This is a genomic window from Sinosporangium album, from assembly GCF_900100605.1.
GTDB lineage: Bacteria > Actinomycetota > Actinomycetes > Streptosporangiales > Streptosporangiaceae > Sinosporangium > Sinosporangium album.
Map to the genome: position 1 here is coordinate 1 of NZ_FNCN01000041.1, position 18,632 is coordinate 18,632.

The window sequence follows — 18,632 nt, forward strand, 5'->3', positions numbered from 1 at the left end:
TCGACTGTTCCGGCTCTGGTGTCCCATTCACGTGGCCGGTAGCCGTTGCGGTGGTTGACGCGGTCGTCGCTGCGCTCGCCGTAGCCGGCGCCGCACAGGGTGTCGGCCTCGGCCGACATCAACGCGTCGGCCATGGTCTTCACCATGGATCGCAACATGTCGGGGTCGCCGGTCTCGATCTGCTTCGCCAGCCAGGCGGCAGGGTTCACACTGTTGTTCGCGGCCATCGCCTGTTCTCCTTCGATCATGGTTTCAGCAACCTGAAGGATCACGCGATGGCCGTGTTCATTTCACGGTCGCCACGCTTGTGGCCAGGTCAAACTCGTACACCACTTCCGTGGACGCAACCCGTGGCAGCCGCTCCTTGTTCCGGGACTGCTGCAGACCGAGGACTATGCGCGAGCCGTACTGCGGGGCATACCCGGCGCGACGGAGGAGGAGATAGAACAGCTGGTCCAAGCACGGATGGAGAGGCAGAAGATACTTACGCGCTCGAACCCTCCGACGTTCTGGGTTGTGCTCGACGAAGGGGTGCTGCATCGGCCGATCGGAGGCAGAGAGGTCCTCCGGCTGGAGTTGGAGCATCTTATCCGGGCGGTCGATTCTCGCCGCGTGTCCATTCAGGTGGTTCCCTTGTCGCTGGGAGTCGCAACGGGTCTGCTGGGAGGGTTCATGATCGCCCAACTCGCGAGTGGTGGAGATATCGTGTACTTGGAATCGCCTAATGGGCACGCTCAAGTTACGAACCGGGTCGAAGACGTCAAAGAGATCAAGTTCCGATACGACTCCATACGCGTTGAGGCTAATCCCGCTCACGTATCGGTCGCGATGATCAGAGAGGCGGTGCAGGCGTGGACCTGACTGACGAGCTTCGGAATGCTGCTTGGCGCAAAGCCACGAAGAGCGGCCCCAGCGGAGGAGACTGTTTGGAGGTGGCCGCTCTGTCGGGTGGGCGTGTGGCTCTGCGTGATACGGAGAGTCCTGGGCAGGCGCCGTTCGTGGTGAGTGCCGGAGTCTGGGATGCGTTCATCGATGGCGCGAAGAACGGTGAGTTCGACTTCTAGCCTCATCGAGCCCAATGTGAAGGCCCTGTCCCGGGGCCTTCACATTGACTTACGTGGCCACGTCTCAATACGCCAGACTGGCGCTGCATCTGGCCTGACCCGGAACTCGGACCTACCGTCAGAGTGAATCGTCTTCTCTCGGAGGTTCCCATGAGCATGCCGAGCGGTCTCCCCATGCGACCTTGAGGCTTGGGGCGGATGACTGAGCATCTCCCGGAGTCGCCGTCGCTGTACGAAATGGTTGCGCTCGACCCCGTCACCCAGATCACCCACTTCTACGATGCATAAGGAGAGGATAGGTCTGATCGGATGGTGCTGGTGTCGCGGTTTCCGCTGGTCGTGGCACTTGCGGGCGTAGGCGCTCGATGGTCACTTCCGCGCGCGCCATGCGTTGCCTTACCTCACTCCACCTAGGGCTTTTAATGGTTTGCCTAGGACCTCTAGGAAAACTAGCGTCTCTTCTTATGAGACCGGTGACCGAGCGCGAGGTCCGCGCGTCCTTCGTGAACTGCACCAAAGGTGAGGCGAAGCGCCTTGCCGTACCTCGGAATCTGTCCACGTGGCCGTGGGAGGACCTGGACTTTCTGGGCTGGCAGGACCCGGCCGCGCCGGAACGTGCCTACCTGGTCGCCGAGGTGGGTGACGGTCTCGTGGGGGTGGCGCTGCGGCGCGCCGCGCCGCATGCCGGGCATGTACGGCGCAGCATGTGTTCGCTGTGCCTGACCACGCACTCGCGCGACGGGGTTTCGCTGATGACCGCCGCCCGCAGTGGCCGGAACGGGCAGCAGGGTAATTCGGTCGGCGCGTATTTCTGCAGTGATCTGGCCTGCTCCCTCTACCTCAGAGGCAAGAAGCAGGTCGGCCCCGGCGGGCGGCCGCATGAGACGCTCTCTCTGGAGGAGAAGATCCAGAGGACCGCGGAGTACCTGGCCGGGTTCCTGGGCAAGGTCGTCGCTTGACAGAGAGGTCGATCACGATCATGAAGGTGTTCCAGATCGGCGCCGCCGGCGGCGTGGGACGTCGGCTCGCCCGCCTGCTCGCCACCCTCGGTGACCAGGTGACCGGCATGCACCGCGACCCCGCCCAGGCCGAGATCGTGCGCGCCTCCGGGGCGGCACCGCTCGCCGGGGACCTCATCCACGACTCGGTGGAGGAACTCGCGGCGAAGATCGGCGGGCACGACGCGGTCGTGTTCTCCGCCGGGGCGCACGGCACAGGAGTGGACAAGACCAGCGCGATCGATGGCGCAGGGTTGGAGAAGGCCGCCGCGGCGGCCGACCGGGCTGGGGTGTCGCGGTTCGTGCTCGTGTCGGCTTTCCCAGACGCGGGCCGCGGACGCCAGACCACCGAGGGCTTCGAGCACTACATCCGGGTGAAGAAGGCCGCCGACGCCCACCTCGCCCGTACCGACCTCGACTGGCTCATCGTTCGCCCGGGCACTCTTCTCGACGACCCCGGCACCGGTCGTGTCACCGCCGGCCTCGCACTCGAATACGGCAGTGTGCACCGCGACGACGTGGCCGCCTTCCTCGCCGCCGCCCTCCATGAGCCGAGGCTGAACCGCGTCATCGTCGAACTCACATCCGGCGCCACCCCGGTCGCCGACGCGGTAGCCCACCTCGCGGCCACCACCCAGAGCCGTGCCGCCCGATAGGGCCCGGTAGGACCCGGTAGGAATGGACGACCGCGGATGAGCGGCGTCCACGACGCGGGCCGCTCTCTCCGAGAGCGACCGGATCAGCGTCCCCGTGGCCGGCGCCCCTGCGCGGCCACGCCTTCGGCGACGTCGTCGTCCTTGACGCCTGCGGGCTTGAGAGGTCACGCCCGCGAGCGCTCAAGGATGAGCGCTCCCTGGGCAGCGACGTGGCGTTGCGCGAACGCTCATTTCGCGGCCTGCGCCGACGCTGGTCCGGGCCGGGTTGGCGGTCGCCTCTGGGGAGGGGAGGTCCCACTGCAGCGGCCTTGTCGGGAGAGGTCGGGCCCGAGGTCGCCTCCGCGCGAAGGGCTTGGCGTTAGGGGAAGACGCGGTAGTGGTAGCTGTGCGAGTGGGTGAAACCGCTGCGGGTGTAGAGGCGGTGGGCGGCGGTGTTGTCCTCTTCGACCTGGAGGTAGAGGCGGGGGGCCGCGTGGGCGATGGCCCACTGGGCGGCGGCGTGGAGGAGGCTGCCGCCGACGCCGGTGCGGCGGTGGTCGGAGCTGGTGGTCATGCTGAAGATGCCGGTCCAGCCGGTGTTGGCGACGAGGAGGGCCATGCCGATGAGCTGGGCGTCCTTGACGGCGGTGAGCATGGCTGCGGGGGGAGGGGCGTGGCCGACGATGTCGGTGGCCACAGCGGTGCTGCCGGGGTTGCCGTCGAGTTGGGTGAAGACCTTGGCCATGGTGGCGGGATCGTCGGTCGCCCGGACCTCGACGGTGGGGGTGGTGGCGGTGATGACGTCGTGGGCGGCGGCTGTGAGCGCAAGGGTCGGGGCGGCGCGGCGGTAGCCCCGGTGTGCGAGAAGCTCGTCGAGCTGGGTGTGGTGTTCGGCGGGGCTTACTTGGATGAGGGCGGAAAGGTCACGCTCCTCGTAGAAGCTCACGATGTGTTGAAGCTCCCGATCGACGTCCGCGGAGATCTGGTACGGCGGGAGCGCGGAGTTGGTCCGTTTCCTGGTGACGCCGGGGGTGTGCCTGAGAAGCCATCCGTGCAGTTTTTCGATGATGGGGGCCGGCCAGGCGAGGGCGGCGCGCTGTTCGATCTGCCAGGGGGTGGAGGCGCGGCAGTGCCGTACGAGCTCGGGGATGAGTTTGGTGAGCAGGACGTGGTCTTCGGGACGCGCGGGTTCGTATTCGGTGATGCCCAGACCGATGATCTCGAAGCGCTCGGCGAGGGCCGAGACATGCGTGATCAGCTCGTAGGGAAGGAAGCCGGAGGGTTCGGGGACGCCGACGGAGGCGAAGGTGTCGGGGTCGAGGACATCAAGGTCGATGTGGATATAGACCGCGCGTGCGCCGGTGTGCCGGACTGCCTCGATGAGGGCTGACATGTCGGGTTTGCTGATGTGGGTGATGCCCGAGGTGTTGACGTAGTCCTGCTCGGCGGGGTCCAGGGCGCGTGCTCCCGCCAAGATCACTTGTTGTGGGCGGAGCCGGTGCGGGGGCAGGAGGTCCGGCGGGCCTTCGCCGAGGAGGGTGCGCAGCACCATGCCGTGGAAGGCGCCGGAGGGGGAGGTGTCGGGGGTGTTGAGGTCGGCGTGGGCGTCGAACCACACCACGGCGAGGTCGTCGCCGTGCTCGCGCACGGCCGCCGAGACCGGCGCCAGCTCGACGCCGCAGTCGCCGCCGACCGTGACCGTGAATCGCTTGGCCGCGTCGGTGAACACGGCGTGGGCGCGAGCTGCCGTTTGGGCGAGCGCGGGGCCGGCCTCGACGGTTATGCGCTCGGTGCCGTGGGTGAGGTCGGCCAGGATCGCCGCGCCTTCCCGCAACCTTTCGGCTGTGGCGGAGGACGACCCCTGCCACTGGGGCACCTCGACGACGGTCATATCCGGCAACTGTCCGTCCTTTCACCATAAGGATGGTTACGGGGTTCTTCTCCTATGGTCGCATCGTCGTAGAGAGATGTGGTGTCTCCGCGATCTGCTGGCTGCGTGGTGCTTGCGTGTCAGGAGGGGGAATCGGGCCTCGGCGGGCTGCTGAGAGTGTCTGTGGTGAAAGCAACTGTTTCAATCGCGTGCTCGAAGTCTCTGGCGAGGTGGTGGAATTGCCGGAGGCATCGAGGCTTCGCCAGGCGGACGTGCCGCTCTTCGTGCCGGCCGTGGGAATGATCGGCACCATCGGAGGGCGGTCGGCGGTCGACGCGGACCGTGTATTCGAGATGCTGCCGCGACCGGTGTGGGCACCCGATGTGGTTGTCCGGTGGGGCATGGGCGGTGGGGCATGGGCGGTGCTGCATGGGCGGTGGGGCGTAGGCGGTGCTGCGTCCGCTGATCGCCGTGGCCGGTCGGCCGGCCTGGCCGGCGAGGGCGTGGCCGGGTCGGCGAGGTGAGGGCGTCGCGCTCCGCCACGGTGGTCGGTCTATGCGCTGCGGCTCGTGTGCAACATGCCGTGGGCACCGGTGCTTTGTGGGCTTGGCGCTTTTCTGTCGTGCGGCACACGGCATGGCCTCGCGCTGATCGTCGCGCTGTCCGGGATTGATCGCGGTCGGCGCGATGAGGGCGGATCAGGCGGTCGGCTGGGGTGCTGCTTGTGCCGTATGTGCCGGGGGTGACTTCGCTGCGGCCTTGAACGCGGGGGTGTGGCGGCTCAATCAGAGGGCGACCGGGTGGAGGGAAGGCGCCGGGGCTCCGGTCGGGTGGGTCAGGGGGTGTCGCCGAGCAGGGTGTCGATGAATTCCTGGACGCTCAGGTGGACGTCGGTCTCGGGGAGTTTGATCGGACGGCGTGTGGTGGGACGCAGGTCGAGTGTCACCAGGCGGGGCGGGAGTGAAAGCTCGGGGTCGGGGGCGTCAAGGCCGGGGATCTCTACCTCGACGGTGTTGACGAAGCCGTCGGGGGAGATGGTCACTTTGCCGGTGGCGCGCTGCCGGGAGAGGCCGGGGTGGTTTTCCTCCAAGCCCTCCTTCAGGGTGGTGCCGAGGCTGGGAGGGGAGTCGTGCACGACCTTGGCGAAGTCGACGTCGATCTCGATGGAGCGGGTGGCGGGCCCGGCGGTGCGCTCGGTGGCCGAGGTCACGCCGTAGAGCCAGTAGAGGGGGGCGACGGGGGTGACGCCGATGCCGTGGACCTCGATCTCGACCCACTGGACGGGCTCTTCGCTGACGCGCTGGAAGACCGACTGGTGTGAGAAGAAGCCGGGCATCGTGACGATGTCACCGCCCTCCTCGGACAGCACGTCGAGCACCATGCTGGTCGCGACGGCGGGGATGGCGAGGTCCATGTAGCCGTTGCCGCTGCCGCCGAGCGAGACCCCCTCGCGGGTGCCGACGAACCAGTCGAAGTTAAATGTTCCATGCTTGAGGGTCTTTCCCAGCGCTGTCTGGATTTTTCCGATTTGGTTGGTTGTCACTGCTGTCTCCTGGTGGTGCGTGTGTCATTCCCGGTTCCCTGATAGGCGAGATTTACAGGTCGATCGGGGGCCCATTAATGGTCGGGGCCTGGCGCTAAGGAAGTTTACCCGCACTATCGACCGCTGATCGACGGGTAGTCGATCAGAAATTTCTCTCCTCGACCCCCATTGGAGACGGTGCCGTGTTTTCTGCCTTTTCTCGGTTAAGGGTTGGAAGCCGGGAATGGTGGTGATCGGATGGGGATGAATACCCGTAGGGCTCTGGTCTGGAGCGAAAGAAGAGCTCGCCGGACGAGCCCCGGAGGGCGCGGGCCGCAAACGACGAGTGGCCTGGTCGTGGTCGCGAAAACGCTGCCACGGCCAGGCCACATCATCGGACAATGCCACCGGGATCGGCTTACGGGTGCGGTGCGGGGAAGGGCTTTCGCTCCCACTTTCGCCCGTCGGCTCCGGCATGGACCGGCTGACGGGCGAACGCGCCCCCGGTGTCACCAGAAGCGTCTGCAGCCCCCGTGACAGCTCCGCGCCTTGGAACCGCACACGGCCACCATGCACGCGAGAACAGCCGACATGAATATCAGTCCCCTGCACCGCATGGCGGGCGCGGCGCAATTGGCTCCGACACAGGCCAACATGCAACTGAAATACTGCCGCGACCCGGCGGGGGCCGCCAGGGCACTCGGCTCGGCCGCGCTGATCGTGAAATCGTTGCGGTCGACAGTGTTCTTCTTCTTGATGACGTCAAGGTCGGCGGCCACATGTTCCACAATGGTCTTCGGGCGATCGAGGTCACCGCCGAACTCGTGGGAGAGCACGGCGGCCCGAACCCTTGCCTCCCTCCTGTCCTCCGGAGCGAAGAAGAGCATGACGAGTGTCGAGCCGGCGTCGGTGGCGAAGGCCACGGTCTCCTTGATCTCACCGCCGAACCCGCTTTGCGGAAGCCGGGCGATGGCGTCCTTCACCTGATCGGTCGAAGTGGCGGTCCGGACGGCCCGCTTGAGGTCCGTGCCCTTGAGGAGACCGGACGGGTCGTCGGCCGAAGATCGCGCGGCGGAGGTGCCGGTGCCGAGGGTGAGGCCGAGGAGGGCGAGTGCGCCGGTGCCGGTGGCGCGGAGCATGGCGCGGCGGCTGGTGCCGCCGCCGGCGGCGGCGGTGGCGGTTTCGCGGGTGATGCGGCGGGCGATGCGGGCGGCGCGGCGGATGCCGACTCCGGCGGTGAGGCGGGCGGACATGGCCAGGCCGGTGGCGATGTGGACGGTGGTGCCGTCGTCGATGACGAGGGTGGGCCGGTGTTTCCAGCCCGGCTTGTGGGTGTCGAGCAGGGCCTTCATTTCGGGATCGTGGAGGCTGCGGGTTTCGAGCCACTGCCCGGCCTCCTCGTCGATGCCCTTGGCCGTCGAGGTGCAGACGTGACACCCGTCGTCGAACAGCAGGTATCGCTTCACGATGTTCCTCTTTCCGATCGGTGGAAATATCTCGGGCTGCTCATCGGCCTCCTTGGTCAGATCCGTGAGTCGCAAGACGTGTTCCGCGGATCGCGAGGGGGCCTGGTTCTTCGTCTCCTCAAATGCCGGATTTATCGTGGCGATGGGGGCGGCACGGGTGTTCCCCGGGCCGTGTGATCCGCCTGGGCCCGATCCCGTTCGGGGTCGGTGGCGGACATCTGGATGAGCGGTGTTCTCTGAATAGGCGTATTGCGGTCGGGTCGAGGACGGAGAAGGCGACGGCGGTGGAAGGCGGTGAATTCGGTTTGCGCTTGCTTCGGTGCTCATAGGCAGTGCGATCGGCGAATCGGCGAATCGGCGAATGAATCACGGATGGCAGGCCGAAAGAAATTGTTATGGCTTGACTGAAGAGTGCTGGGCAGGCGGCAGGCCGTCGATGCCGTCGGTGTAATTTTTTCGGGTGCCTGTCGGGTCGCGCACAACAGTATCTTGCTCTATTAGGCCGAGCCGAACATCCACGGGGAGAACTCCGAGGGTGTGTCTCATGGCAGAGGCGGAAAAATCACCTCAATTTCGGGAGTGGGGGACGGGAGATGTGAGGAATCTCCTAGACTCCCTTTCGGTTCCTGAGTTACTTGAAACTCGGATTTGTCACGCCATTCCAGAGGAACAGCCGGTCCGGTCCGCCGCCCGTGAAGGTGGCCACGCGCTTCCGGCGTCCACTGCCGGGCCGCTGCCCCGTTGAACGCCCGCCTGTCGATGCCCACCCCGTCGAACGTCCGCCCCGTGCGCGCCTGGCGGGTGCCGTGCGGCGGGTGCCGTACGGCGGGTGCCGTGCGGCGGGTGCCGTACGGCCCCGGCGAGGCCGTGCGGCCCGGGCGGAAGCCGTACGGCTGAAGGCGCCGCGCCCGAAACATGCCCCGAAATATGGCGTTATCGCTGGCAGTGCCCCCAGCAGTCGCCCAACGAACAGGGGGGATCGCCCACGCACGGAGGCACCTTCATCACATACTGAAGCGTAAGAGAAGCGTTACGTAACCGCAGGGGGCGACGGTGGCGAGTCTGATCAGCCGTATGGCGAGGCAGTCGAGACCTCCAGAGGCGGGCGGGGGCCCTCACCGCATCGACGAGGGCGATATCGACGTCACCGTGATCGTGCCCGTGCGCAACTGCCGCCCCTACCTCGACACCTGCCTGACGTCCATCCTGGTCCAGCGGGTCGCCAAGGAGATCGTCGTCGTGGACGACGGCTCGACCGACGGGTCGCGCGAGCTGCTCGACCTCTACGCGAGCTACCACCGCGGAGTGGTCAAGGTCGTGCGGCACGAGCACTCCGGGGGCGCCGGCGGACCGCGCAACACGGGGCTGGCGCACGCCCGCGGGCGCTATGTGTTCTTCTGCGATGCCGACGACCACATGGGGCCGGAGGCGTTGGAGCGCATGCTCGCCATGGCCGACGGCAACGGCTCGGACATCGTGCTGGGCCGCATCGTGGGGCACGGCCGTCGGGCGCCCGAGTCGATGTTCCACCAGAACCTCGACCGGGCCGATCTGGGCGACAGCCCCGTCTACAACAGTCTGAGCTGCTTCAAGCTGTTCAGGCGGGAGATGCTCGTCAAATACGGCGTCCGCTTCGACGAGAGGCTTCTCGTGGGGGAGGACATCGTGTTCACCACCCACGCCTACTGCCACGCCGACGTCATCTCGGTGCTCGCGGACTACGACTGCTACCACCTCGTGGACCGTCCCGACGGCAGCAGTGTCATGCAGCAGCCCGGAAGCCGAGACCCCGTGGCGTGGCTGCGCATGATCAAGGGGCCGATCGAGCTCATGACCAAACATGTCCGGCCCGGGCCGCTCCGCGACCACCTGCTGCGGAGGCATTTCCGGCTCGACGCGCTCGCGCAGCTCGGACGGCCGTTCCTCGTGGCCGAGGAGGTCGAGCGCAAGCAGATCGCCGAGGAGGTGGCCGAGCTGTGCGACGAGTGGATGACCGAGGGCGTGCGCAAGCGGCTGCCTTCGATCGACCGCCAGCGCCTCGAATCCCTCGCCGACATCGACAGGCTCGTACGGCTGGCGCAGATCGAGGCCGCCTCCGTGGACAGCAGGCTCACCGGGCTGTGGTGGCAGGAGGGCAGCCTCGCGGTCGCCGGCACGGCGACGCTCGAAGGGCTGGAACCCCCCGGCGATTACGAGGTCGCCCTGGTGCTGCGCCTCCGCCGGGGAGGGCTTCACGATGTCACGGTGCCGGTGTCCGGGGGGCCGCGCGGGTTCACCGCCTCCGTGGAGGTCGCCGGGTTGGCGTCGGGCGTGTGGGACATCTACGCGGCGGTCACCTGTGAGGGCGTGACACGGCTCGGCCGGCTCGGCGCGGACCGCGACGAGAAGGTCGTACGGCCGTCGGCCCGCGTACACGACGACATCGTGCTCATGCCGTACTTCACGCGCACGCACGGCAACCTCAGCATCGACGTCGGCGGGCATGTGACGTCGGTGCCGGGGCGGGTGCGCCTGCGCGGCACGCGGTGGGCGTTCGGGCACAGGCTCGTGGTGGACGGCGAGGTCAAGGTGGGGGAGGGCGAGATCGGAGGCGGCGGTCTGCGGCATCTGGTCTGGCGTGAGCGCACTTCGGGGCAGGAGCACCTTGAGCGGGTGGTCGCGCACCCGGGTAACCTGTTCGCCGCGCGGACCGCCGCCGGTCGGCTCGGTCCGGGCACGTGGGACGCTTATCTGGAGGTCCGGCTCGGCGGCCCGCCCGCGAGGTTCAGGATCGAGGCCGAGCCCGAGGCAGTGACGAGGCCGAGGAGCTGGTGGCGAGGGCCGGTGCGGCGCACGGTGCGGCCCTATGTGACGAACGGCAAGGGCAGGCTGAGCGCGACGGTGAGGGTCATGAGGCCGACCGCCGCCCTCAGGCGGTTCATAAGTTGATGCCACCCTCTTGCAGGTGCGAATAGACGGCGTAACGTGGTGGGCGATCCAGCACCACGGAGGCCACTTTGCATGTTCCCGATGGCTTCTTCAACCTCGCCGTTTCCCTCTCGGCGGGTGTGGTCGCAGCAGCCGGTGTGGCGGTGTGCCTGCGCGGCGCCCGGAGGGAGCTCGACGATCGCGCCGCCCCGATGGCCGGGCTCGTCGCCGCCTTCATCTTCGCGGTTCAGATGCTCAACTTCCCCGTGGCGGCGGGGACCAGCGGTCACCTCCTCGGCGGGGCGCTGGCCGCGATCCTCGTCGGCCCCTACACCGCGGTGCTGTGCATCACCGTCGTGCTCGCCGTACAGGCGTTCTTCTTCGCCGACGGAGGGCTCACCGCGCTGGGCGTCAACATCACCCTGATGGGCATCGTCACGGTGCTGGTGGGCTGGGGAGTGTTCAAGCTTATCGCCCCGCGTAGGCCGCCCGCGGTGGTGGCAGCGTCGTTCGTGGCGGCTCTGGTGTCGGTGCCGGTCTCCGCACTGGTCTTCACGCTTCTGTTCTGGATCGGAGGCAATGCCCCGATCGAGGTTTCCACGGTCGCCGCGGCCATGGGCGGCGTTCACGTGCTCATCGGTCTGGGCGAGGGCGCGATCACCGCGCTCACCGTGGGGGCGGTGCTCGCGGTGCGCCCCGATCTCGTGTACGGCGCCCGCCGCCTGGCCCCCGCCCTCACCTTGAGGACGGCCGACGGCGAGGTGCCGGTGGCGGGTGCCGCGGCGGGCGGGGCGCCGCGCCCGGCCCGGCCGGGCGGTTTCATGGTCGCCGGCATCGTCGTCACCGCGCTGCTCGCCGGGGTGCTCAGCTTCTTCGCCTCGGCCTCTCCCGACGGGCTTGAGCGTGTGGCGCAGGACCAGGGGTTCGGCAGTGCTGCGGTCGATCACGCCCTGGGGAGTCAACCATTCGCCGACTACGGTGAGGCGGGCGGCGTCCCGGTCGGCGTCGCCGGGGTGATCGGCGCGGGCGTGACGCTCGGCGTCGGCGGCGGCCTGTTCCTCGCCGTACGGCGCAGGCGCCCGAAGGCCCAGGTCTGACCTGTGGGAGCGGGGCACCACCACCGGATCTTCCGGCCAGGGGATTCGGTCGTCCACCGGCTGCCGCCGGAATGCAAGATCCCGGCGCTGGCCGGGTTCGTCCTGGTCGTTGTGGCCACTTCGCGCGAGTGCATGTGGGCGTTCGGCGTCTACGCCCTGCTGCTGGCCGGTGTGGCGGTCGCGGCGCGCGTACCCGCCGGGTTCGTTCTCAAGCGCATGGTGATCGAGACCCCGTTCGTGCTGTTCGCCGTGATCATCCCGTTCATCGGGCTGGGTGAGCGGGTCGAGGTGGCGGGGCTGTCGCTGAGCGTCGAGGGCCTCTGGGCGGCGTGGAACATCCTCGCCAAGGCAACGCTCGGCGTGGTGGCCGGCATTCTGCTGGCGGCCACCACAGAGCCGCGTGCGATGCTCCTGGGGGCGCGGCGGCTCAAGGTGCCGCCCCTGCTCGTGCAGATCGCGATGTTCATGCTGCGCTACATGGACGTGATCGTCGATGAGATGCGCCGCATGCGCGTCGCCCGCGAGTCGCGCGGGTTCACCCCCAGGGACATCAGGCACCTGCCCGTGGTGGCCCGCTCGGCGGGGGCGTTGTTCATCAGGTCCTACGAACGGGGGGAGCGCGTGCACCTGGCCATGATGAGCAGGGGATACGCGGGCGCGATGCCGATGGCCGACGGGCCGGGCGCCTCATGGCGGCAGTGGGCGACCGCGGCGGCGCTGCCGGCGGCGGCGCTGGTCGTGGCCGTCGCGGGGAGCCTGTGGTGAACGCACCGCCGTCCCCGTCCCCATCCCCGTCCCCGTCGCGGTCGCCGTCCCCGTCGCCGCCGTCGCTCGCGGTCCGATCGCTCGCCTACGCCTACCCGGACGGCACCCAGGCGCTGTACGGCGTGGACCTCACGATCGCGCGCGGGGAACGCGTCGCCCTGCTCGGGCCGAACGGCGCGGGCAAGACCACGCTCGTGATGCACCTCAACGGCATCCTGACCGCCGGGCACGGCTCGGTGAGCGTCGCGGGCCTGCCGGTGCGGCCCGACACGGTCAAGGAGATCAGACGCCGGGTCGGCCTGGTGTTCCAGGACCCCGACGATCAGCTTTTCATGCCCACGGTCAGAGACGACGTCGCCTTCGGACCGGCCAACATGGGCCTGCGCGGCGAAGCGCTGGACCACCGGGTCAAGCACGCGCTCGACCGGGTGGGCATGCTGGACGTCATCGACCGGGCGCCGCACCACCTGTCGTTCGGGCAGCGGCGGCGGGTGGCCGTGGCCACGGTCCTCGCGATGGAGCCGGAGATCCTCGTGCTGGACGAGCCGTCGTCGAACCTCGACCCGTTCTCACGCCGAGAGCTGGGCGAGATCCTGCGGGGGCTGGACATCACCCTGCTCATGGTCACCCACGACCTGCCGTACGCCCTGGAGCTGTGCGAGCGGTCGCTGATCCTGTCGGGCGGGGTGATCGCGGCGGACGGCCCGACGAGGGGCGTCCTCGCCGACGCCGAACTGCTCGCGGCGCACCGGCTGGAACTGCCGTACGGCTTCGCGCCCCCCACCTGATCAACTGTGGGTCTGGCCGGTGTCCGGCGCGTGGATCACGACGAGCCGGTCCCCGATCTTGAGCGTGGCGGCGCGCGGGTCGGCAAAGGTCATCACGGTCCCGTCGCGCACGACGGCGACGATGATGTCGACGGAGTCGCGCGGGGATCCGCCGATCTCCTCCGCCCTGACGGTCCGCTCGCAGAGGTCCAGGCCGCTCCCGTAGACCAGGAAGTCCTCGATCATGGAGCTGACGGCCGGGCTCTGCGTGGCGATGCCCAGCATGCGGCCCGCGGCCTCGGAGGAGGTGATGACGACGTCGGCGCCGCTCTGCCGTACCAGGGGGTCGTTCTCGGCCTCGCGGACGGCGGCCACGATCGTGGCGGCCGGGTTGAGCTGGCGGGCGGTGAGGGTGACCAGCGCGCTGGTGTCGTCGCGCTGGGTCGCGATGATCACCTGCCTGGCCTCGGCGATGCCGGCGCGGTTGAGCACGTCGCTGCGTGTGCCGTCGCCGACCACCCCGGCCAGGCCGTCGCGGTTGGCCTCCTCCACGGATTCGGGGCGGGGGTCGACGACGACGATGGTCTCTTTGGTCCGCTCGTTCTCCAGCAGGGTGCGGATCGCGGCCCGGCCCTTGGTGCCGTATCCCACCACGATGGTGTGGTTGCGCAAGCGTGACCTCCAGCGTTTGGCAGCCATCTCTTCCCGCGTGCGCCTGGTCAGCACTTCAAGGGTGGTGCCCACGAGGATGACCAGGAAGACGACCCGTAGGGGAGTGATCGCCACGATGTTCACTAATCGGGCCGTCGGTGTGACCGGGGTGATATCACCGTAACCTGTCGTCGAAACGGTGACCGTGGCGTAGTAAAGCGCGTCCAGGAGCGACACGTCCCCGTCGTAGTTGTCCTTGTAGCCATCAAGATCGATCGCGACCAGCAAGAACACCACGGACAGCGCGACTGCCGCGTAAAGCACGCGGAACATGACCGCACCGAACGGGCTCACCGCAATAGACGGCAGGCGGACGGCGGTTCTCTTGTCCCCCTTCATGTAGATGATCCTAGAGTTGCGTGCCGTCGCCTCCGGTGATGGCCGAGTAAAGTGGGGCTGCCTCATCGCCGCGATATCCGCCATGAGGAGGACTGGATGAAGCTTCGGCTAGCGCGGCGCGTCATCGACGGCGCCGTAGTGGTGGCCGTCGAAGGCGAGCTCGATCTGTATACGGCCCCCGTTCTGCGGGATGAGGTGCGGGAGGCGATCCGCCAAGACGGTCCGCGACTGGTGCTCGACCTCGAATCCCTCTCGTTCATGGACTCCAGCGGCCTATCCGTCCTCATCGAGGCGTGGCGCCTCGCCACGGGCGACGGGGGCGGCGTGTGCCTGGCGAGGCCGCAGTCGCCGGTGGCCCGCATCCTCGCCACGACAGGGCTCGACCGGCGCATCAAGGTCTATCCGGACGTGCAGGCCGCCGTCGACGGCGTCTGACGGCGGGCCTGAGGACCCGCCCTCGGCAACCGGCACCCCGTGGAGAACTTTCTTCGGTGCCCGCGTTATGGTCCCGTCATGGACCTCAATGGAGCAGGAGCAATCGTCACCGGCGGCGCCAGCGGTCTCGGCGCCGCCACGGCCCGTGAACTCGCAGGCCACGGTGCGAAAGTCGTCATCGCCGACCTCGGCGAGGAGAAGGGCAAGGCTCTCGCCGACGAGATCGGCGGCGTCTTCGTCAAGTGCGACGTCTCCGACGAAGACCAGGTGCAGGCGCTCGTGGACGCCGCGGTCGCCTCCGGCGCCCCGCTGCGCGTCGTCGTCAACAGCGCGGGCATCGGCTGGGCCGGCCGTACGGTGAACCGCGACGGTTCCCCGCACGCCCTCGCCGACTACCGCAAGGTCATCGAGGTCAACCTCGTCGGCACGTTCAACGTGATGCGCATCGGCGCGGCGGCCATCGCCAAGACCGAGCCCACCGACGCCGACGGCCAGCGCGGCGTGATCGTCAACACGGCGTCGGTCGCCGCCCTCGAAGGCCAGACCGGGCAGATCGCCTACTCCGCGTCCAAGGGCGGCATCGTCGGTATGACGCTGCCCGCCGCCCGCGACCTCGCGGCGATCGGCGTGCGCGTCAACACCGTCTGCCCCGGCATCATCGACACGCCGATCTACGGGTTCAACCCCAACGCCGAGGAGTTCAAGGCCAAGCTGGTCGCGCCGGTCGTGTTCCCCAAGCGGATGGGGCAGCCGGCGGAGTTCGCCCACCTCGTGCGCGCGCTGATCGAGAACGACTACATGAACGGCGAGGTCATCCGTTTCGACGGCGGCATCCGATTCCAGCCGAAGTGAGGGGCCAGTGTCTGACGAGGTAGACGAGGTACTCGTAGAGTCCGCGGACGGCATCGCCGTCATCACGATCAACCGGCCTCGGGTCAGGAACGCCGTCAACGGCGCGGTGGCCAGAGGCATCGCCGCGGCGCTCGACGAGCTGGAGGAGCGGTCCGACGTCTCCGTCTACGTGCTGACGGGCGCCGGCGGCACCTTCTGCTCAGGGATGGACCTCAAGGGTTTCCAGGCCGGTGACATCCCGCGCGTCGAGGGGCGCGGCTTCGCCGGCATCGCCGAGGCCCCGCCGCGCAAGCCGATCATCGCGGCGGTCGAGGGCTACGCGCTGGCGGGCGGGTTCGAGCTGGCGCTGTCCTGCGACCTCATCGTCGCCTCGGAGCAGGCCGTCTTCGGGCTGCCCGAGCCCAAGCGCGGGCTGATCGCCTCGGCGGGCGGGGTGCTGCGGCTGCCGAGGCGCGTGCCGTACCACGTCGCGATGGAGATGGCTTTGACCGGTGACCACTACCCGGCCGCCAGGCTCTACGAGATCGGCCTGGTCAACCGGGTTACCCCCGTCGGGGAGGCGCTCGCGACGGCCAAGGAGCTCGCCGCGCGGATCGCCGCCAACGCGCCGCTGGCGCTCGCGGGGACCAAGCGGCTGATCGTCGAGTCGCGTGACTGGCCCCTTGGTGAGATGTTCGCCCGGCAGAGGGAGATCACCGACCCGGTGTTCACGTCCAAGGACGCCCTGGAGGGCGCGGCGGCCTTCACCGAGAAGCGCGCTCCGCGCTGGAAGGGCGAATAGGCCGGCCTTCTTCCTTCCCGCGGTCCCGTGGTCCCCGGTTCCGCGGTCCTCTCATGGTCCCGTGGTCCCGCGGTCCCAGGCCCCTCTCGTGGTCCCAGGCTCCTCTCGTGGTCCCCGGTCCGGCGAACGGGCCGGGGACCGCGCGTGATGGGGCCGTTTCGCCGTACGGCGGGCTCAAGTGTGTGCGAGGCGCGATTTTTCGTATGCGAGGCAGAATGGTCCACAAGAGCAGTTGTGCGGCCGACCCCGCATAACGCCGGTTCCACAGGCCAGGAGTGCGCATGACTGGACTTCCCCCCGCAGGCCGATCCCCGTATGACGACGCCCGGAGCCGTTCCGTCAGTCTGCTGGCCGGGGCGGCGGGCAGTGCGATCCTCATGGTCCTGATCGTCGCCGCCATGTGGGCGGTGGAGATCGCGGACTATCTCCTCCCGGGCGACCTCGACCGGTTCGGCATCCGCTCCTGGGACCCGGACGGCCTGCCCGGCATCCTGTTCGCGCCGTTCCTCCACGCCGGCTTCGGCCATCTGATGGCCAACTCACTGCCGCTGCTGGTCCTCGGCTTCCTTGCGGCGCTCAGGGGGGTCGGCAGGTTCGTCGGGGCCAGCGCCATCATCGTGCTGGTGAGCGGCATCGGGGTGTGGCTGACGACGCCGCCGTTCTACATCACGGTGGGGGCAAGCGGCCTGGTGTTCGGGTATTTCGGGTTTGTGGTGGCCCGGGGGCTGTTCGACAGGCGGGCGTTCGACATCGTCGTGGGGATCGTGGTCGCGGCGGTCTACTACTCGCTGCTGTGGGGCGTGCTCCCGAGCGAACAGGGCATCTCCTGGCAGGGGCACCTGTTCGGCCTGATCGGAGGCGTGATCGCGGCCTGGGTCCTGCGCCGCAAGCGCCCCGCCGTCACCCCGGTGCCGTCGCCTTACCTCTGAGGCGCCGCGGCCTTGGAGGAGCCCCCATCACTGAGGCTCTGTGATCTTTGAGGCGCCGTCGCCGCACTGCCGTGCCGCCTGCGCGTCGCCGGTGTACGGCCTGCGCCCGGCCGACAGGGACCGCCTCGGCGTGCGGGGTGCCCGGTGGCGGGGGCTGTGCCCTACAAGCCCTTGGAAGGCGTGGAGGGGCGCCGGAACGGCGCCCCTCACGGGCCGGTCGGCGACGCGCGGTCAGAGGCGCTCGACCACGTGGTCGATGCACACGGTGAGGGCCTCGACGTCGGCCGGGTCCACCGCGGGGAACATCGCGATGCGCAGCTGGTTGCGGCCCAGCTTGCGGTAGGGCTCGGTGTCGACGATGCCGTTGGCGCGCAGCGTCTTGGCGACCGCGGCGGCGTCGACGGAGTCGGCGAAGTCGATCGTGGCGACGACGTTGGACCGCTGGGCCGGGTCGGCGACGAACGGGGTCGCGAACTCCGACTTCTCCGCCCAGGTGTAGAGCCGCTGCGCGGAGTCGGCGGAGCGTGCGGCGCTCCACGCGAGGCCGCCGTTGCCGTTCATCCAGTCGAGCTGCTCGGCCAGCAGGAACAGCGTGGCGACCGCGGGCGTGTTGTAGGTCTGGTCCTTGACCGAGTTGTCGACCGCGACCGGCAGGCTGAAGAACTCGGGCACGTAGCGGTCGGTGGCCGCGATCTCGGAGACGCGGGCGAGGGCCCGGGGCGACATGATCGCGATCCACAGGCCGCCGTCGGAGGCGAAGCTCTTCTGCGGTGCGAAGTAGTAGACGTCGTATTCGCTCGCCTGGACGGGCAGGCCGCCGGCGCCGGAGGTCGCGTCGACGAGCACCAGCGAGTCGTCGTCGCCGACCCGCGCGATCGGCATGGCGACACCGGTCGAGGTCTCGTTGTGGGTCAGCGCGTAGGCGTCGACACCGGCCTCGGCGCGGGCCGTCGGGTGCGTGCCCACCTCGGACTTGATGACGCTCGGGTCGGCCAGCCAGGGGGCCTTCTTCGTCACGGCGGCGAACTTGGAGGAGAACTCGCCGAAGGTCAGGTGCTGGGAGCGCTCGCGGATCAGCCCGAAGGCGGCGATGTCCCAGAACGCGGTCGTGCCGCCGTTGCCGAGCACGACCTCGTAGCCCTCGGGGAGGTCGAACAGGCTCCGCACCCCGCTGCGGACCCGGTTGACGAGGCCCTTGACCGGCTTCTGCCGGTGGGAGGTGCCCATCAGGGAGGCTCCGGTGGAGGCGAGCGCCGCGAGCTGCTCGGGTCGAACCTTGGAGGGCCCGCAGCCGAAACGGCCGTCCGCGGGCTTGATGTCAGCGGGAATCACGATGTCAGCCACCCGCCAAGCCTACTGAGTGCCGAGATGGTCCAGACCATGGGCTCACCTGTTAGGCCCCGATGCCCGACGACGGCCGAACAACAACCGAACAATGGCCGGACGACGGGCGAACCGCGGCCGCTCGGCGGCGGCGCGACGGCGGTCTGACGG

Annotated in this window: 20 protein-coding genes; 14 read left to right on the forward strand and 6 right to left on the reverse strand. The window is 68.7% G+C overall.

The features are described 5' to 3' along the window. Positions 1-227, reverse strand: a 227-nt coding sequence (locus BLQ73_RS27155; protein WP_338056656.1) for a transposase, incomplete at its 3' end; no start/stop codon positions are given. A gap of 40 nt (positions 228-267) precedes the next feature. Between BLQ73_RS27155 and BLQ73_RS27160 the strand changes: the two genes are divergently transcribed. The 4 genes from BLQ73_RS27160 (at position 268) to BLQ73_RS27175 (ending at position 2,718) form a co-directional block, all read left to right on the forward strand. Continuing rightward, on the forward strand, positions 268-861 hold the full coding sequence (locus BLQ73_RS27160; RefSeq protein WP_275936329.1) for a DUF5753 domain-containing protein: 594 nt from the start codon (positions 268-270) through the stop codon (positions 859-861). Beyond that, on the forward strand, positions 852-1,064 hold the full coding sequence (locus tag BLQ73_RS34735; protein ID WP_093174826.1) for a DUF397 domain-containing protein: 213 nt from the start codon (positions 852-854) through the stop codon (positions 1,062-1,064). Before BLQ73_RS27160 ends, BLQ73_RS34735 begins: the two co-directional genes overlap by 10 nt. 464 nt (positions 1,065-1,528) lie before the next feature. Then, a complete protein-coding gene (locus BLQ73_RS27170; RefSeq protein WP_093174829.1) occupies positions 1,529-2,023 on the forward strand; it encodes an FBP domain-containing protein in 495 nt (164 codons plus the stop codon). Continuing rightward, positions 2,020-2,718 (forward strand): NAD(P)H-binding protein, encoded by a 699-nt coding sequence (locus tag BLQ73_RS27175; RefSeq protein ID WP_245691460.1) that lies wholly within the window; start codon positions 2,020-2,022, stop codon positions 2,716-2,718. The genes BLQ73_RS27170 and BLQ73_RS27175 overlap by 4 nt, the downstream gene beginning before the upstream one ends. 358 nt (positions 2,719-3,076) lie before the next feature. Here BLQ73_RS27175 and BLQ73_RS34740 read toward each other — a convergent pair whose 3' ends face one another. Continuing rightward, positions 3,077-4,588: a GNAT family N-acetyltransferase gene (locus tag BLQ73_RS34740; RefSeq protein ID WP_093174831.1), complete on the reverse strand. Its 1,512-nt coding sequence runs from the start codon at positions 4,586-4,588 to the stop codon at positions 3,077-3,079. Between the two features lie 188 nt (positions 4,589-4,776). On the opposite strand from BLQ73_RS34740, the gene BLQ73_RS33595 reads away from it, so the two are divergent. Further along, positions 4,777-5,091, forward strand: coding sequence for a hypothetical protein (locus tag BLQ73_RS33595; RefSeq protein WP_093174834.1), 315 nt, complete (start codon positions 4,777-4,779; stop codon positions 5,089-5,091). A gap of 311 nt (positions 5,092-5,402) precedes the next feature. On the opposite strand, the gene BLQ73_RS27190 is transcribed toward BLQ73_RS33595, so the two are convergent. Both BLQ73_RS27190 and BLQ73_RS27195 read right to left on the reverse strand, forming a co-directional pair. Next, positions 5,403-6,110, reverse strand: a complete 708-nt coding sequence (locus BLQ73_RS27190) for a hypothetical protein (RefSeq protein ID WP_093174836.1) — start codon at positions 6,108-6,110, stop codon at positions 5,403-5,405. A 488-nt stretch (positions 6,111-6,598) separates the two neighbouring features. After that, a complete protein-coding gene (locus tag BLQ73_RS27195) occupies positions 6,599-7,630 on the reverse strand; it encodes a hypothetical protein (RefSeq protein WP_093174839.1) in 1,032 nt (343 codons plus the stop codon). Positions 7,631-8,296: 666 nt separating this feature from the next. On the opposite strand from BLQ73_RS27195, the gene BLQ73_RS32835 reads away from it, so the two are divergent. From BLQ73_RS32835 to BLQ73_RS27215, 5 genes are all read left to right on the forward strand, one after another. After that, positions 8,297-8,452: a hypothetical protein gene (locus BLQ73_RS32835; protein WP_176955710.1), complete on the forward strand. Its 156-nt coding sequence runs from the start codon at positions 8,297-8,299 to the stop codon at positions 8,450-8,452. A gap of 156 nt (positions 8,453-8,608) precedes the next feature. Continuing rightward, positions 8,609-10,483 carry a glycosyltransferase gene (locus tag BLQ73_RS27200; protein WP_143020464.1) on the forward strand — a complete coding sequence of 625 codons (1,875 nt, stop codon included), beginning with the start codon at positions 8,609-8,611 and terminating at the stop codon, positions 10,481-10,483. Between the two features lie 68 nt (positions 10,484-10,551). Then, a complete protein-coding gene (locus tag BLQ73_RS27205; RefSeq protein WP_093174844.1) occupies positions 10,552-11,559 on the forward strand; it encodes an energy-coupling factor ABC transporter permease in 1,008 nt (335 codons plus the stop codon). A gap of 3 nt (positions 11,560-11,562) precedes the next feature. Continuing rightward, positions 11,563-12,324, forward strand: a complete 762-nt coding sequence (gene cbiQ / locus BLQ73_RS27210; RefSeq protein WP_093174847.1) for a cobalt ECF transporter T component CbiQ — start codon at positions 11,563-11,565, stop codon at positions 12,322-12,324. Then, positions 12,321-13,112, forward strand: a complete 792-nt coding sequence (locus tag BLQ73_RS27215; RefSeq protein WP_420820043.1) for an energy-coupling factor ABC transporter ATP-binding protein — start codon at positions 12,321-12,323, stop codon at positions 13,110-13,112. The genes cbiQ and BLQ73_RS27215 overlap by 4 nt, the downstream gene beginning before the upstream one ends. Here BLQ73_RS27215 and BLQ73_RS27220 read toward each other — a convergent pair whose 3' ends face one another. Next, a complete protein-coding gene (locus BLQ73_RS27220) occupies positions 13,113-14,141 on the reverse strand; it encodes a potassium channel family protein (protein ID WP_093174852.1) in 1,029 nt (342 codons plus the stop codon). Positions 14,142-14,237: 96 nt separating this feature from the next. On the opposite strand from BLQ73_RS27220, the gene BLQ73_RS27225 reads away from it, so the two are divergent. From BLQ73_RS27225 to BLQ73_RS27240, 4 genes are all read left to right on the forward strand, one after another. Further along, positions 14,238-14,576: an STAS domain-containing protein gene (locus tag BLQ73_RS27225; RefSeq protein WP_093174854.1), complete on the forward strand. Its 339-nt coding sequence runs from the start codon at positions 14,238-14,240 to the stop codon at positions 14,574-14,576. 78 nt (positions 14,577-14,654) lie between these two features. Then, positions 14,655-15,428 (forward strand): SDR family oxidoreductase, encoded by a 774-nt coding sequence (locus BLQ73_RS27230; RefSeq protein ID WP_093174857.1) that lies wholly within the window; start codon positions 14,655-14,657, stop codon positions 15,426-15,428. 7 nt (positions 15,429-15,435) lie between these two features. Beyond that, positions 15,436-16,209 (forward strand): crotonase/enoyl-CoA hydratase family protein, encoded by a 774-nt coding sequence (locus BLQ73_RS27235; RefSeq protein WP_093174859.1) that lies wholly within the window; start codon positions 15,436-15,438, stop codon positions 16,207-16,209. A gap of 281 nt (positions 16,210-16,490) precedes the next feature. Beyond that, entirely contained in the window at positions 16,491-17,138 is a 648-nt protein-coding gene (locus tag BLQ73_RS27240; RefSeq protein WP_093174862.1) for a rhomboid family intramembrane serine protease, read from the forward strand. 231 nt (positions 17,139-17,369) lie between these two features. On the opposite strand, the gene serC is transcribed toward BLQ73_RS27240, so the two are convergent. Then, positions 17,370-18,482, reverse strand: a complete 1,113-nt coding sequence (gene serC, locus BLQ73_RS27245; protein ID WP_093174865.1) for a phosphoserine transaminase — start codon at positions 18,480-18,482, stop codon at positions 17,370-17,372. Positions 18,483-18,632: the final 150 nt, after the last annotated feature.